This is a genomic window from bacterium, assembly GCA_019637795.1.
Classification (GTDB): domain Bacteria; phylum Desulfobacterota; class Binatia; order HRBIN30; family CADEER01; genus JAHBUY01.
On record JAHBUY010000002.1, the window covers coordinates 844,762 to 857,969 of the forward strand.

The 13,208-nt window shown below is 69.7% G+C and carries 14 protein-coding genes; 2 read left to right on the top strand and 12 right to left on the bottom strand.

Annotation, left to right across the window (positions count from 1 at the left end; translation table 11 throughout):
* Nucleotides 1–99: 99 nt before the first annotated feature.
* From KF840_08950 to bioB, 9 genes are all read right to left on the bottom strand, one after another.
* On the bottom strand, nucleotides 100–1,563 hold the full coding sequence (locus tag KF840_08950; protein MBX3025023.1) for an NADH-quinone oxidoreductase subunit N: 1,464 nt from the start codon (nucleotides 1,561–1,563) through the stop codon (nucleotides 100–102).
* Nucleotides 1,560–1,871 carry an NADH-quinone oxidoreductase subunit NuoK gene (nuoK, locus tag KF840_08955; protein ID MBX3025024.1) on the bottom strand — a complete coding sequence of 104 codons (312 nt, stop codon included), beginning with the start codon at nucleotides 1,869–1,871 and terminating at the stop codon, nucleotides 1,560–1,562. The genes KF840_08950 and nuoK overlap by 4 nt, the downstream gene beginning before the upstream one ends.
* Complete coding sequence (locus KF840_08960) at nucleotides 1,868–2,377, bottom strand: NADH-quinone oxidoreductase subunit J (GenBank protein ID MBX3025025.1); 510 nt, start codon at nucleotides 2,375–2,377, stop codon at nucleotides 1,868–1,870. The genes nuoK and KF840_08960 overlap by 4 nt, the downstream gene beginning before the upstream one ends.
* A complete protein-coding gene (locus KF840_08965) occupies nucleotides 2,377–3,492 on the bottom strand; it encodes an NADH-quinone oxidoreductase subunit H (GenBank protein MBX3025026.1) in 1,116 nt (371 codons plus the stop codon). The genes KF840_08960 and KF840_08965 overlap by 1 nt, the downstream gene beginning before the upstream one ends.
* Nucleotides 3,493–3,528: 36 nt before the next feature.
* The gene (gene nuoE / locus KF840_08970; GenBank protein MBX3025027.1) at nucleotides 3,529–4,011 is read right to left on the bottom strand and encodes an NADH-quinone oxidoreductase subunit NuoE; all 483 of its coding nucleotides are present in this window, start codon (nucleotides 4,009–4,011) and stop codon (nucleotides 3,529–3,531) included.
* A 117-nt stretch (nucleotides 4,012–4,128) separates the two neighbouring features.
* Nucleotides 4,129–5,337, bottom strand: a complete 1,209-nt coding sequence (locus KF840_08975) for an NADH-quinone oxidoreductase subunit D (protein ID MBX3025028.1) — start codon at nucleotides 5,335–5,337, stop codon at nucleotides 4,129–4,131.
* Nucleotides 5,337–5,828 (bottom strand): NADH-quinone oxidoreductase subunit C, encoded by a 492-nt coding sequence (locus KF840_08980; protein MBX3025029.1) that lies wholly within the window; start codon nucleotides 5,826–5,828, stop codon nucleotides 5,337–5,339. The genes KF840_08975 and KF840_08980 overlap by 1 nt, the downstream gene beginning before the upstream one ends.
* A gap of 11 nt (nucleotides 5,829–5,839) precedes the next feature.
* Nucleotides 5,840–6,196 carry an NADH-quinone oxidoreductase subunit A gene (locus tag KF840_08985; protein ID MBX3025030.1) on the bottom strand — a complete coding sequence of 119 codons (357 nt, stop codon included), beginning with the start codon at nucleotides 6,194–6,196 and terminating at the stop codon, nucleotides 5,840–5,842.
* Between the two features lie 125 nt (nucleotides 6,197–6,321).
* Nucleotides 6,322–7,299 carry a biotin synthase BioB gene (bioB, locus tag KF840_08990; GenBank protein MBX3025031.1) on the bottom strand — a complete coding sequence of 326 codons (978 nt, stop codon included), beginning with the start codon at nucleotides 7,297–7,299 and terminating at the stop codon, nucleotides 6,322–6,324.
* A gap of 122 nt (nucleotides 7,300–7,421) precedes the next feature.
* Here bioB and KF840_08995 point away from each other — a divergent pair, with 122 nt between their 5' ends.
* A complete protein-coding gene (locus KF840_08995) occupies nucleotides 7,422–7,763 on the top strand; it encodes a Smr/MutS family protein (GenBank protein MBX3025032.1) in 342 nt (113 codons plus the stop codon).
* A gap of 24 nt (nucleotides 7,764–7,787) precedes the next feature.
* Here the strand turns inward: KF840_08995 and KF840_09000 are convergent, their stop codons facing one another.
* The 3 genes from KF840_09000 to KF840_09010 all read right to left on the bottom strand — a co-directional run bounded on the left by KF840_09000 (nucleotide 7,788) and on the right by KF840_09010 (nucleotide 10,814).
* Nucleotides 7,788–9,428, bottom strand: coding sequence for an amidohydrolase family protein (locus KF840_09000; GenBank protein ID MBX3025033.1), 1,641 nt, complete (start codon nucleotides 9,426–9,428; stop codon nucleotides 7,788–7,790).
* Nucleotides 9,429–9,518: 90 nt separating this feature from the next.
* Nucleotides 9,519–10,166 carry an HAD-IA family hydrolase gene (locus tag KF840_09005; GenBank protein ID MBX3025034.1) on the bottom strand — a complete coding sequence of 216 codons (648 nt, stop codon included), beginning with the start codon at nucleotides 10,164–10,166 and terminating at the stop codon, nucleotides 9,519–9,521.
* Nucleotides 10,167–10,562: 396 nt separating this feature from the next.
* Nucleotides 10,563–10,814 (bottom strand): hypothetical protein, encoded by a 252-nt coding sequence (locus KF840_09010; GenBank protein ID MBX3025035.1) that lies wholly within the window; start codon nucleotides 10,812–10,814, stop codon nucleotides 10,563–10,565.
* A 25-nt stretch (nucleotides 10,815–10,839) separates the two neighbouring features.
* Between KF840_09010 and KF840_09015 the strand changes: the two genes are divergently transcribed.
* Nucleotides 10,840–13,113, top strand: a complete 2,274-nt coding sequence (locus KF840_09015) for a CocE/NonD family hydrolase (GenBank protein MBX3025036.1) — start codon at nucleotides 10,840–10,842, stop codon at nucleotides 13,111–13,113.
* The last annotated feature ends 95 nt before the right edge of the window (nucleotides 13,114–13,208 follow it).

Sequence of the window (13,208 nt, forward strand, 5' to 3'; positions counted from 1 at the left end):
GCCGTATCCTAGCCCGCATCGCCCGCCAGGTCACGCTGCCGCCCGAGACCCGGTGAGAAGCGCGGGGCGCGCCAGTGCCCGGTGTGGGCGCGGCGCGCGTCAGGCGCTCAGCGATCTGACCGCCTCGGTGGCGAGGCGGAGCAGCCAGCCGGGGAAGATGCCGAGGGCGATGGTCATGACGCTGGTCACCAGCAGGGTAGCGGTCAGGTAGGGGCGCTGGGCGACGCCCTGCACCTCGCGGCCGCCTTCGCCCATGTACATCTGCACCAGCACCGCCATGTAGTAGTAGATCGACACGACGCTGTTCAGCGCCGCGATCACCACCAGCCAGACGTAGCCCCGTTCGATGGCGGCGCTGAAGAGAAAGAACTTGCTGGTGAAGCCGGCGAAGAGCGGGATGCCGCCGAGCGACAGCATGAAGACGGTCATGCAGAAGCCGAGGAACGGGTAGCGGAAGCCGAGCCCGGCGTAGTCGCCGATCTCCTCGTTGGGTTCGCCGCGGCGCCCGACGGCGATGACGACGGCGAAGGCGCCGAGGGTCATCATCGCGTAGCCCATCAGCGCGAACAGCACGGCGCCGACCCCCTGGGTGTCGGCGGCGGTCAGGCCGACCAGCAGGTAGCCGGCGTGGGCGATGCTGGAGTAGGCGAGCATCCGCTTGACGTTGCGCTGGGCGATCGCCGCCAGGTTGCCGATGGTCATGCTCAGCACCGCCAGCAGCCAGACGACGGCGGCCCAGTCCACCGACAGCGGGCCGAGGGCGTGCAGGAAGACGCGGGCCAGGCCGGCGAAGGCGGCGGCCTTGACGCCGACGGCCATCAGGGCGGTGACCGAGGTCGGGGCGCCCTCGTAGACGTCGGGCGCCCAGGAGTGGAAGGGGACGGCCGCGACCTTGAACCCGAAGCCGATCAGCAGCAGCGCCACCGCGGCGAGGGCCAGCGGCCGCTGCTCCGCCGACAGATGCAGGAGCTGCGAGGCGATGGGATCGAGCAGCACGGTGCCGAAGGCGCCGTACGCCATGGCGATGCCGAAGAGCAGGAAGCCGGAGGCGAAGGCGCCGAGCAGGAAGTACTTGAGCGCCGCTTCCGACGAGCGCAGCTCGGGACGCCAGATGCCGGCCAGCACGTAGACCGAGATCGACATGAGCTCGAGGCCGAGGAAGAGAATGATCAGGTCGTTGGCCTGCGCCATGACGACCATCCCGAGCACGGCGAGCAGGAACTGGACGTAGTACTCGCCGCTCTCGACGCGGATCGAGCCGAGGTAGTCCATCGACATCAGCAGGGTGAGGATGCCGATGACGCAGAGCACGACGGTGAAGAAGACCGCGAAGCGATCGAGCACGAAGCTGCCACCGAAGCCGGTGGCGTTCGACGACCAGAGCAGGGCGGCGGCGATGCCGGCGATGCCGAGGCCGATCATGCCGAGCCAGCCGAGGCCCTCGCGGTCGGGTCCCTCCATGAAGAGGTCGGCGACCAGCACCACCATCGCCGTCACGGCGATGACCAGTCCGGGGATGAGCGGCAGCCAGGAGACGTCCATCGTCGGCATCATCGGTCTCACCAGCGCAGCAGGCGCAGATCGTCGGCGTCGACCGTCTGGCGGTGTCGGAAGACGGCGATGATGATCGCCAGGCCGACCGCCGCTTCCGCGGCGGCGACCGTCATGACGAAGAAGACGATCACCTGCCCGTCGACGGCGAGCTGCTGACGGGCGAAGGCGACGAACGCCAGATTGGCGGCGTTCAGCATCAGCTCGATGCACATGAAGATGACGATGGCATTGCGGCGCAGCAGGACGCCGATGGCGCCGATGCTGAACAGCACGACGCTGAGGGCGATGTAGTAGCTGATCGGGGCGGCGGCGGTCATGCGATCTTCTTGCGGGCCAGGACCACCGCGCCGATCACCGCGGCCAGCATCAGCAGGCCGGTGATCTCGAACGGCAGCACGTAGGTGGTGAAGAGGCTGACGCCGACCGAGTCGATCGAGCCGTAGCCGGGCGCCAGCGGTGCCGCCATGCCGGGCCCCGGCACCAGCGCCCCGCCCTTGCGCAGCACGTAGAGCAGACCGAGGGCGAACAGCGAGGCGGAGAGCACGGTGGCGGTCTGCCAGCCGAGGCGGCGGCGTTGCGGCTCGTCGTCGCTCAGGTTGAGCAGCATGATGACGAACAGGAACACCACCATGATCGCGCCGGCGTAGACGATCACCTGCAGCGCGGCGACGAACGACGCGTCGAGGAAGATGAAGAACACCGCCAGCAGGAACAACGTCGCCACCAGGCACATGGCGCTGCGCACCGGGTGGCGGTTCAGCACCACGCCGAGCCCGGCGACGCAGACGAGGAAGGCGAGCGGGAAGAACAACCAGACGGGCATCAGTGCGATCCGGCGGCGAGCACGACCAGCGCGGTGACGATGGCGTTGAGGAAGCCGAGCGGCATGAGGCCGATCCAGCCCAGGCGCATGAGCTGGTCGTAGCGGAAGCGTGGCAGGGTCCAGCGCAGCATGATCTGGAACCAGCAGAGCAGCAGCGACTTGACGGTGTACGAGAGAATGCCGAGCAGCGTGACGACGAGCGACGGCAGCGCGACGATGGTCTCACCGAAGTGGAAGCCGTCGCGCTCGAGGAACGGCACCTGCCAGCCGCCGAAGAACAGCACCGTGCCCAGCGAGGCGACGATCACCACCTCGATGAAGTCGGTCATGAAGAACATCAGGTGCTTCATGCCCGAGTATTCGGTGAAGTAGCCGCTGATCAGCTCCGACTCGCTCTCCGGCAGGTCGAACGGGACGCGCTTGCTCTCGGCGATGCCGGCGCAGAGGAAGATGAGGAAGGCGAGCGGTTGGTAGAAGATGCCCCAGTTGGGCAGCACGCCGAAGATGGTCCCGCCCTGGGCGCGGCACATGGCCTGCAGGTCGACGGTGCCGTAGGTCATGATCATCGCCACCAGCGCCAGGCCCATGGCGAGCTCGTAGGAGATCATCTGGGCCGAGCCGCGGATGCCGCCGAGCAGCGACCAGCGGTTGTTCGAGGCCCAGCCGCCGAGCACGACGCCGTAGACGCCGAGCGACACCATGGCGAGGACGTAGAGGATGCCGATGTCGAGCGGCGCGACCTGCAGGTTGATCTCGCGCTCGCCGATGTACAGGACGTCGCCGAAGGGGATGACCGCGAAGGTGACCAGCGCCGGAAACACCGCCAGGCAGGGCGCCAGGGTGTGCAGCAGGCGGTCGGCGCCGCGCGGGATCACGTCCTCTTTGGTGAGGAACTTCAGCGGATCCGCCATCAGCGTGTTGATCAGGCCGGCGCCGGCGAAGCGAATGCCGAACGGCAGCGGAATGGCGGCGCGGTTGGCGCCGATGCGGTCGTGGATCAGGGCGCTGCCCTTGCGCTCCACCCAGCCGAGCAGGCCGGCGAGCTGCAGCGCGTTCAGGGTGACGACGAGCGCCAGGATCCCCGAGATGCCGATGTTGATGAGCAGCGCGTCCATGTGGTGCGAATCCCCCCTGCCAGCGTTCCGATGGCGCTAGTCGCGCGCCAGGCGGTCGACCAGCGCCAGCGTGCTCTCCGGGGTCAGGTTCTCCCAGTAGTCGTCGTCGACCTGCATCATCGGCGCCGTGCCGCAGGAGCCGAGGCACTCGACCTCGCTCAGGGTGAACCGGCCGTCGGCGGTGGTTTCGCCCAACGCGATGCCCAGCCGCTCGCGCAGGCAGTCGACGATGACGTCGGCGCCGCGCAGCGCGCAGGACAGGTTGGTGCACACCTGGACGTGGTGCTTTCCGACCGGCCGCTTGTAGTACATCGTGTAGAACGACGCGACCGAGGCGACGAACGCCGGCGGCAGCTCGAGCAGGCGGGCGACGTAGGCGAGCGTCTCGGTGCTCAGCCAGCCGAACTCCTGCTGCGCCAGCCAGAGCGTCGGCATGATCGCCGCGCGCTTGACCGGATAGCGCGTCAGGTACTGCTCGAACTTCGCTTTCGCGGCGGGGGAGAACTCGACGGACGACATGAGCGGGAACTGGGGCCTTTCAACACCGAGACGCGAAGCTGGGGAGGGGGAAAGTCCAGAGATCCGTTCTCTGCGAACCTCCGCGTCTCCGCGTCCTCGCGTTGAGCCTGTGTCTGGTCAGCGGTCGCACTCGCCGCCGATCATGTTGACCATGCCGAAGGTGGTGATGATGTCGGCGACCATGTGGCCCTTCAGCATCGCGCCCAGGGCGCCCATGCTGTAGAAGCACGGCGGGCGGACGCGGCAGCGGTACGGACGACCGCTGCCGTCGCTGACGATGTAGAAGCCGAGCTCGCCGTTGCCGCCCTCGACCGCCTGGTAGACCTCGCCCGCCGGCACCTTGGCGCCCTCCATGATGAGCTTGAAGTGGTGCATCAGCCCCTCGATGGAGGTGTAGACCCGGTGCTTCTCCGGCAGCACGTAGCGCGGATCGTCGATGCGGATCGGCCCGTCCGGCAACTCGCGCAGACCCTGCTCGACGATGCGCATGCTCTGCTCGATCTCGTTCACGCGCACCAGGAAGCGGTCGTAGTTGTCGCCCGTCGCGCCGAGCGGGATCTCGAAGTCGAAGCGCTCGTAACCGGAGTAGGGCTGCGCCTTGCGCACGTCGTAGGCGACGCCGGCGGCGCGCAGCAGCGGACCGGTGACGCCGTAGCTGATCGCCTCCTCGGCCGAGATGATGCCGACGCCCGACATGCGATCGTAGAAGATGCGGTTGCGGGTCAGCAGCTTGTCGCAGTCGTCGAGCACGCCGCGCAGGTTCGTGAAGGCGGCGGCGACGCGCTCCCTGATGTCGAACGGCAGGTCGCGGGTCACGCCGCCGATGCGGGTGTAGGAGATCGTCAGCCGCGCCCCGGTCACCGCCTCGACGATGTCCCACAGGAACTCGCGCGATTCGTTGGTGAGGAAGCCGACGGTCTGCGCCCCCGCCTCCGCGGCGCCCATGCCGAGGCAGGTCAGGTGATCGCAGATGCGCGAGATCTCGCTCATGATGACGCGGATCACCTGGCAGCGCGGCGGCACCTCGATGCCGCACAGGCGCTCGACGCCGAGGATGAAGCCGACGTTGTTGATCAGCGGCGAGACGTAGTTGAGCCGGTCGGTGTAGGGGATCGCCTGCGTCCAGGTCCCCTGCTCGATCATCTTCTCGAAGCCGCGGTGCAGGTAGCCGACCTCGGTGTCGCAGGCGAGGATCACCTCGCCGTCGAGCTTGAGATTGAACTTGATCGTGCCATGGGTCGCCGGATGGGCCGGGCCCATCTGGATGTCCATGATCTCTTCCGACGGGTCGACCTCGATCGAGAAGCGCTGCTCGACGGCGGCCATCAGAACTTCCACCCCGTTTCGATGGGATCGCGTTCGGGCACCAGCGGCTGGCGTTTGTTCACCGGGTAGTCGCGGCGCAGGGGATGGCCGACGAACTCCTCGTACATCAGGATGCGGCGCGGATCCGGGTGGCCGACGAAGCGGATGCCCATCATGTCCCAGCACTCGCGCTCGGCCCAGTTGGCCAGCTTCCACAACGGCGTCAGCGAGTGCACCCAGGCGTCGGTCTCGACGACCCGGATCTTCACCCGCAGGCGGTGGTTCTGCGGCAGCGAGTAGAGGTGGTAGACGACCGCGAAGCGCGGCGACTGGCCGAGGTAGTCGACCGCGGTGACGTCCATCAGGAAGTTGAACGCGAATTCCGGCCGGTCGCGCAGGGCGCCGAATATCTCCAGGGCGTCGTCGCGGTGGATCTCGAGCGTCGCCTCGCCGTGCGCCGCGTCGGCGGCGCGGACGCGCTCGCCGAACGTCTGGCGCAGGCTGGCCACCATCTCGTCGGCGTTCATTCCCACTGCAGCGCCCCCTTGCGCCACTCGTAGAGCAGGCCGATGACCGCCACGAAGAGGAAGATGGCCATCGCCGCGAAACCGCCCCAGCCGAGCTGCCGGAAGACGACCGCGTATGGGTACATGAACACCACTTCGACGTCGAAGACGATGAACAGGATGGCGGTCAGGTAGAACTTGACCGAGAACCGACCCCAGGCCGAGCCGCTGGGCTCGTTGCCGCACTCGAACGCCTCGAGCTTGGTGGCGGTCTTGTTGCGCGGGCTGAGAAAGCGATTCACGTTCACCATGACGGTGACGACGATCAGCGCCAGCGCGAAGGTGATGAGCACCGGGATGTACTGAGCGAGCATGGGGCGACGAGTCGGTTAGGGCAGAAAAGCGACCATCGTGCAGTTATGAAATGCCCTGGAAGGAGTCAACCTATGCCGACGGGCGGCACCCCGGCGGCGCCAGGGCGTGGACGCGCCAATGGTGGCTACGCTTCGACCTCGAAGCCCATCTCGCTGACCATCGACTGGGCGTCGCGGTAGGCCTGGCCCGGGGTGGTCAGGTAGCCGTCGACGAAGATCGAGTTGGCGACGTGCAGGGCGAGGGGCCGGAACCAGCCGAGGTTGCCCTCGCCGCCGCCGGCCAGGCGGATCTCGGCCGCCGGGTTGGTGAGGCGAAAGAGGCAGAGCGCGCGCAGGCAGTCGAGCGGGCTCAGCTCGTGGCGGTCCGCGAACGGCGTGCCCTCGATCGGGATCAGGAAATTGACCGGCAGGGAGTCGACCTGCAGATCGCGCAGGGCGAAGGCGAGGTCGATGACGTCTTCCGCGGTCTCGCCCATGCCGAGAATGCCGCCGCAGCAGGTCGCGAGGCCGGCGCGGCGCACCGCCTCGACGGTGCGGACGCGGTCCTCGTAGGTGTGGGTGGTGCAGATCTGGCCGTGGTGGCGGGCGCTGGTGTTGAGGTTGTGATTGACGAAGTCGATGCCGGCGGCCTTGAGGCTGCGCGCCTGCTGCTCGTCCATCAGGCCGGCCGAGACGCAGAGCTCGATCTCCGGCTGCTCGGCCTTGATGGCGCGGGCCGCGGCGCAGAAGCGGTCGATGTCGTTGGCGCTCGGGCCGCGGCCGCTCGTCACCATGCAGAAGCGCCGCGCCCCGGCAGCGGTTGCACGGCGTGATCCGGCCAGCAGCTCGTCCACGGACTCGAGGCGGTAGCGGGGGATGTCGGCCTCGGACACCGCCGATTGCGAGCAGTAGTGGCAGTCCTCGGGGCACAGCCCGCTGCGCGCGTTGCGCAACTGGCACAGCTTCACCCGCTTGCCGCAATGGCGCTCGCGCACCCGCGCCGTCGCCCGCAGCAGCGCCGGCACCTCGTCGTCGCCGGCCGCGAGCACGCGTCGCGCCGCCTCTCGGTCGAGCGCGCCGCCGCCGAGCACCAGGTCCGCGAGCTCGTCAGCCCAATGGGTCATTGTCGGGCGCCTACCAGAAATCCGCCGATGAGCACAGATGACCAGTCGCGAACGGTCGATCGGACGCGATCGCGCATCATCGGTGTTCATCGGCGGCCATCTGTGTTCATCTGTGTCCCGCGATGCCGCTCGACGAGATCCGCCGCCTCATTCGCGAGGCCCTCGGCGTCATGCCGACGCTCGATCTGCACGGGCTCGGCGTGAAAGCGGCGTTGCACGCCACCGAGGACTTCTTGCGCGACGCGCAGGAGGACGGGCTCGGGTCGGTGCGGATCATCTACGGCAAGGGCCGCCGCAGCCCGGGTGGCCGCGGCGTCCTGCGCGAGGTGATCCCGCGCTGGCTCGACGGCGATGGGCGCGTGTACGTCCGCCGCTGGGAGCGCTGTCCCGACCCCAGCGGGGCCGACGGCGGCATGATCGTCTGGGTGCGGGAGCTGCCGGACGATGAGGACGGAGAGGGCTGAGCGCGGACGGGCCAGGCTCGCCGGTCACCCGCGCAGGACCTGGCCGGCGGCGGCGCCGGTCAGCTCGCCCCGTTCGACCGCGACGGCGCCGTTGACGATCACCGCTTCGATGCCGTCGGCCTTGGTGAGCAGGCGCGGGCCCCCGCCGGGGAGGTCGTAGACGAGCTTGGTCTCGCGGTCGATGACGCGCGTTGGATCGACCAGCACCACGTCGGCGAACCACCCTTCGACCAGGCGGCCGCGCTCCTTGATGCCGAAGAGCTCGGCGGGCGCGGCGGTGAGCTTGCGCACCGCGCGCTCGAGCGGCATCAGGCCGCGCTCGCGGATCCAGCGGCCGAGGAAGTAGGTCGCATAGGCGTGGTCGGCGAGCAGCGTCAGGTGGGCGCCGGCGTCGGAGAGGCCGATGAGGAAGTCGTCGTCGAGCAGCGCCGGTTTCCGCTGCATGTCGCCCGCCAGGCAGTAGCTGAATTCCATCTGCAGGTCGTCCTCGAGGGCGATGTCGAAGAAGACGTCGAACGGATCGCCGCCGCGCGCCGCCGCCACCGCGGCGACCGACTGGCCGATCAGCGGCTGCAGCGCCGGCTTCTCGGCGAGCTGCACCTTGACCCCGTCCCAGTCGCCCTTGAACAGGCGGTAGCCCTGGATCTCGCCGGTGACGTCGCGGCGGAAGGCGGCGCGGAACGCGGGATCGGCGAAGATGCGCGGCAGATCGGCCCTGGCGGCCTGCATCACCCGCTCCCAGCTCGGCAACTGCTCGAAGATGCCCATCGCCGAGAGCTTGAAGTCGGTCATGGTCGGCCGGCAGCTCGTCTGTGGCCGCAGTTGCAGTCCCTCCTGGCGCGCCGCCGCCAGCTTCTCCGCCGCCTCGGGGCGCAGGGCGCTCAGGAAAGTGACCGGACGGCCGCTGCGCCGCGCCGCCTCGATGCTGACGTCGACGTCGGTGAGGTGTTTGGCGGTGATCTGCACCGCGCCGCGCCCGAACTCGCGCAGCACGGCGGCGAGCCCGATCACCTCGTCGTCCTCGGCGCAGCGGCTGGGCACCGGGCGGCCGTCGCCGCCGAAGTGCGTCGGCGCCTGCGAGGTCGAGAAGCCGAGGGCGCCGGCGCGCATGCCCTGGCGCAACAGGTCCTGCATGCGCGCCAGCTCGTCGGGCGTCGCGCCGCGCTCGGCGGCGGCGTCGTCGAGCACGTAGAAGCGCAGCGCCGAGTGGCCGAACAGCGAGCCGACGTTGAGCACCGGCTTCATGGCGGCGACCGCGTCGAGATACTCGGGGAAGGTTTCCCAGTCCCAGGTGATGCCCTGGCGCAGCGCCGGCAGGCTCATGCCCTCGACCCGCTCGAGCATGCGCATGATGCGGTCGCGCCCGCTCGGCGCGCAGGGCGCCAGGGTGAAGCCGCAGTTGCCCATGACGACGCTGGTGACGCCGTTCCAGCACGACGGCGTCAGGGCGTGATCCCAACAGATCTGCGCGTCGTAATGGGTGTGCGGGTCGATGAAGCCGGGGCAGACGGCGAGGCCGGCGGCGTCGATCTCGCGCTGCCCGACGCCCGCCTTGCCGCCGATCTGGGTCAGGCGTTCGCCGTCGATCGCGACGTCGCCGGTGCGCCCCGGCTCGCCGCTGCCGTCGATGATCGTGCCGCCGCGGATGACCAGATCGTGTGGCATGGGACTGACTCCTCCGCTGTCATGGGTGCCGTGGAGCGCCCCCGCTTGTCAAACACTCGTTTGGGTGCGGCGGCCGTCGGCCCGCGGCGGTCAGCCATCGGCAAGCAGCGGCGGCAGCTCGCGGGGGTGCTCGATGAGGACGTCGACGCCGGCGATGCGCAGCTCGTCGCGGCTGCGCAGCCCCCAGGCGCAGCCGACGGTGCGCGCGCCGAAGCGCCTGCCCGTCTCGACGTCCACCGCGCTGTCGCCCACCATCCACACCGCCGGCGCGCCGCCGACGCTGGCGACGACGTGGGCGATGGTCGCCGGATCGGGTTTGCTGACGGGCAGGGCGTCGCCACCGACCACCGCCGCGAACAGGCCGCGGATCGCCAGCCCCTCGGCGATGCGGTCGAGAAACGTCTGCGGCTTGTTGCTGAGGATCGCCAGCACGTGCCCTGGCGCCAGCGCCTCCAGCGCCGGCCGGATGCCGTCGTAGAGCGTCGTCGTGTCGAGGCAGCAGTCGGTGTAGTGGGCGCGGAAGCGCAGGTAGAGCGGCTCGATGCGGCCGGGATCGTCGCTGTCGATGGCGCGCGCGATCAGGCGGCGCACGCCGTGGCCGACCCAGGACTTCACGTCGGCCGGCGCCGCCGCCGGCAGACCCGCCTCGGCCAGGCTGCGGTTCAGCCCGGTGGCGATGTCGCGCCAGGTGTCGGCCAGCGTGCCGTCGAAGTCGAAGATGACGAGGGGGCGGGACATGGCTGGCGCGAACGGAACGGGGCTGGCCCTGGCCCACCGGGCGACACGCCGTCGCCAGCCGGAGGAGCCGGGCTGGGTCGTACCTACCCGGCGATGCCTCGCATCGCCAGCGGGCCGGGGCGCCCGCGCGGCACCGCCTTCCATGACCAAAGCGTGGTTTGACATAGATCCGCCGCGTCCATACCGTCGGCCGATCCGTACTGATCGGTATCGACTGTGGACGGGCGGGCGGTTCGGGAACGAATTCGCGCGCGCGCTTCACCTGGGGGGACGTATGCTCGTATCGGGGCGCCACGCGCGCCAGTTTGCCATCATTGCCGCGCTCGCGGCGCTGCCACTGCTCGCCGCCTGCGGCGACAGCAACAATTCCAAACCGCGCCCGACGCCGACCGCGACTCAGCCCGCGCCGGCAACGGCCACGTCGGTGCCGGCAACGGCAACCGCAACCTCGGTGCCGCCGACACCCAGCGCGACGGCGATCCCGCCGACCGCCACGGCGATTCCGCCGACGGCCACCGCGACCGAGGTGCCGGCGACGGCCACCGAAGTGCCGGCCACCGCGACCGAAGTGCCGGCGACGGCGACCGAGGCGCCGGCTACCGCGACCGAGGCGCCCCCGACGGCAACTGAAGCGCCTCCGACCGCCACCGAGGCGCCTCCCACGGCGACCGAGGTGCCGGCGACGGCAACCGAGATCCCTGCGACCGCAACCGAGGTCCCGCCGACCGCCACCGCGACCGAGGCGGCGGCAACCCCGACGCGCACGCCCGATGCCGACGCGACGGCAACGCCGGACGATCCGAATTTCCGCGACCTCGGCGACGCCGCCGAGGCGTCGTTCGCCGCCCACGGCAGCGTCAACCAGGTCTATGTCACCGGCGCGACCGAGGGCGAGGTGCTCGAACTGGTCGGCGCCGATTGGCTGGTGCAGCAGCACGGCACGGTCGACTCGGCGGGGGCGCTGATCTTCCGCAACGTCGACGCCGGCGCCGGCTACCGCGTCGTCGCCGGCTCCCCCGGCAACCTCTCCGCGTCGCCCGCCCTGACCGTGACCAACGTGGACGAGCCGCCGCCGCAGTCGTTCTACGACTCGCAGGTGATCGGCAAGGGCTACGGCTATCTGCAGACCCGGGACGGCACCACCCTGTCGATCAACGTCGTCCTCCCCGGTCCGATCGAGAATGGCCCGTACCCGACGGTGATCGAGTACTCGGGCTACAGTCCGTCCAACCCCGACTCGCCGCAGCCCAGCACGCTGCTCACCAGTCTGCTCGGCTATGCCGCGGTCGGCATCAACATCCGCGGCACCGGCTGTTCCGGCGGCGCCTTCCAGTTCTTCGAGCCGCTGCAGTGGACCGACGGCTACGACGCGATCGAGGTCATCGCCGCGCAGCCGTGGGTGAAGGACCACAAGGTCGGCATGGTCGGCCTCTCCTACCCCGGCATCTCGCAGCTCTTCGTCTCGCGTCTGCAGCCGCCCTCGCTCGAAGCCGTGGCGCCGCTCTCCACCATCGCCGACGTCGGGCGGGGCACGCTCTATCCGGGCGGCATCCTCAACAACGGCTTCGCCACCGACTGGGCCGCGGACCGCAAGCACGACGCGCAGCCGTACGGCCAGAGCTGGACCCTCAAGCGGCGCGACGCCGGCGATCAGACCTGCATCGACAATCAGCAACTCCGCCTGCAGTCGCCGGACATCCTCGATATGATCGCCGAGAACCAATTCTACGTCCCCGAGGTCGCCGACCCGGTGACCCCGGAGCTGTTCGTGAAGGACATCACCGTGCCGGTGTTCCTCGCCCACGCCTGGCAGGACGAGCAGGTCGGTGGCTACGCGCCGAACATGCTCGATCACTTCACCGGCACCGACAAGAAGCACTTCACCCTGGTCAACGGCGGCCACAGCGAGCCGCTGATCCCGGCGATCTTCCACCGCTGGATCGAGTTCCTCTCGTTCTACGTGCGCAAGGAGACGCCGGTGACGCCGGCGCTCGCGACCGTGATCGTCGGCTACCTCGGCAGCGACATCTTCGGCGCCATGAACCTGGTCCTGCCGCCCGACCGCTTCGCCGGCATGTCGTACGAGGAGGCGCTGGCGGCGTTCGAGAGCGAGAAGCCGGTCCGCGTCCTGTTCGAGTCCGGCGCCGGCTTCCCCGGCCAGCCCGGCGCCCCGGTGCCGAGCTTCGAGGCCTCGTTCGATAGCTGGCCGATCCCCGGCACGGTGGCGACGCCGTGGTACTTCGCCGACGGCGGGCAGCTCAGCCCCGATCCGGTCAGCACCGACGCCGTGGACACCTTCCACTACGACGACCGCGACGCGCAGCAGGGCAACCTGGCCAGCAACAACGGCAACGACGTCTGGCTCGCCAATGCGCCGTGGGATTGGAAGCCACTGCAGGACGGCCGCGCCGTCGCCTATGCGACCGAGCCGCTCGATGCCGACACGGTGATGGTCGGCACCGGCAGCGTCGACCTCATGGTGCGCGCCGACACCCCCGACGTCGATCTGCAGGTAACGCTCACCGAGATCCGCCCCGACGGCGACGAGACCTACATCCAGAACGGCTGGCTGCGCGCCAGTCGCCGTGCCCTCGACCCGGTCAACAGCACGGAGCTGCGCCCCGTCGCCACGCACCTTCAGGCCGATGCGGCGCCGCTGCCCGAGGGAGAATTCACCCTGGTGCGCGTCGAGCTCTTCCCCTTCGCGCACGTCTTCCGCGCCGGCTCGCGCATCCGCATCTCGGTCGAGGCGCCGGGGAACGATCGCGCCATCTGGAAGTTCGACGCCCTTCCCGACCCGGCCACCGTCGAGATCGCCCTCGAGGGCTCGCGCGTCGTCCTGCCGGTCATTCCCGGCATCCAGGTCCCGACCGGGCTGCCGCCCTGCAAGGCCCTGCGCTCGCAGCCCTGCCGGCCCTACGAGGAGATCGACAACAGCGTCGACTGACCCGGGGCGCGCATTGACGCGTGCGCGCGTTCGCGGCGGACTCAACGCCCGAACGCGCGCACGCACTCGCCCGCGCCCGACCCGCGTCAGCCCTC

Bases quoted from the DNA above. Each gene is read 5' to 3' on its own strand.
- nuoK (MBX3025024.1), bottom strand. From the start codon at position 1,871: ATGACCGCCGCCGCCCCGATCAGCTACTACATCGCCCTCAGCGTCGTG.
- KF840_08960 (MBX3025025.1), bottom strand. From the start codon at position 2,377: ATGCCCGTCTGGTTGTTCTTCCCGCTCGCCTTCCTCGTCTGCGTCGCC.
- KF840_08965 (MBX3025026.1), bottom strand. From the start codon at position 3,492: ATGGACGCGCTGCTCATCAACATCGGCATCTCGGGGATCCTGGCGCTC.
- nuoE (MBX3025027.1), bottom strand. From the start codon at position 4,011: ATGTCGTCCGTCGAGTTCTCCCCCGCCGCGAAAGCGAAGTTCGAGCAG.
- KF840_08975 (MBX3025028.1), bottom strand. From the start codon at position 5,337: ATGGCCGCCGTCGAGCAGCGCTTCTCGATCGAGGTCGACCCGTCGGAA.
- KF840_08980 (MBX3025029.1), bottom strand. From the start codon at position 5,828: ATGGTGGCCAGCCTGCGCCAGACGTTCGGCGAGCGCGTCCGCGCCGCC.
- KF840_08985 (MBX3025030.1), bottom strand. From the start codon at position 6,196: ATGCTCGCTCAGTACATCCCGGTGCTCATCACCTTCGCGCTGGCGCTG.
- bioB (MBX3025031.1), bottom strand. From the start codon at position 7,299: ATGACCCATTGGGCTGACGAGCTCGCGGACCTGGTGCTCGGCGGCGGC.
- KF840_08995 (MBX3025032.1), top strand. From the start codon at position 7,422: ATGCCGCTCGACGAGATCCGCCGCCTCATTCGCGAGGCCCTCGGCGTC.
- KF840_09000 (MBX3025033.1), bottom strand. From the start codon at position 9,428: ATGCCACACGATCTGGTCATCCGCGGCGGCACGATCATCGACGGCAGC.
- KF840_09005 (MBX3025034.1), bottom strand. From the start codon at position 10,166: ATGTCCCGCCCCCTCGTCATCTTCGACTTCGACGGCACGCTGGCCGAC.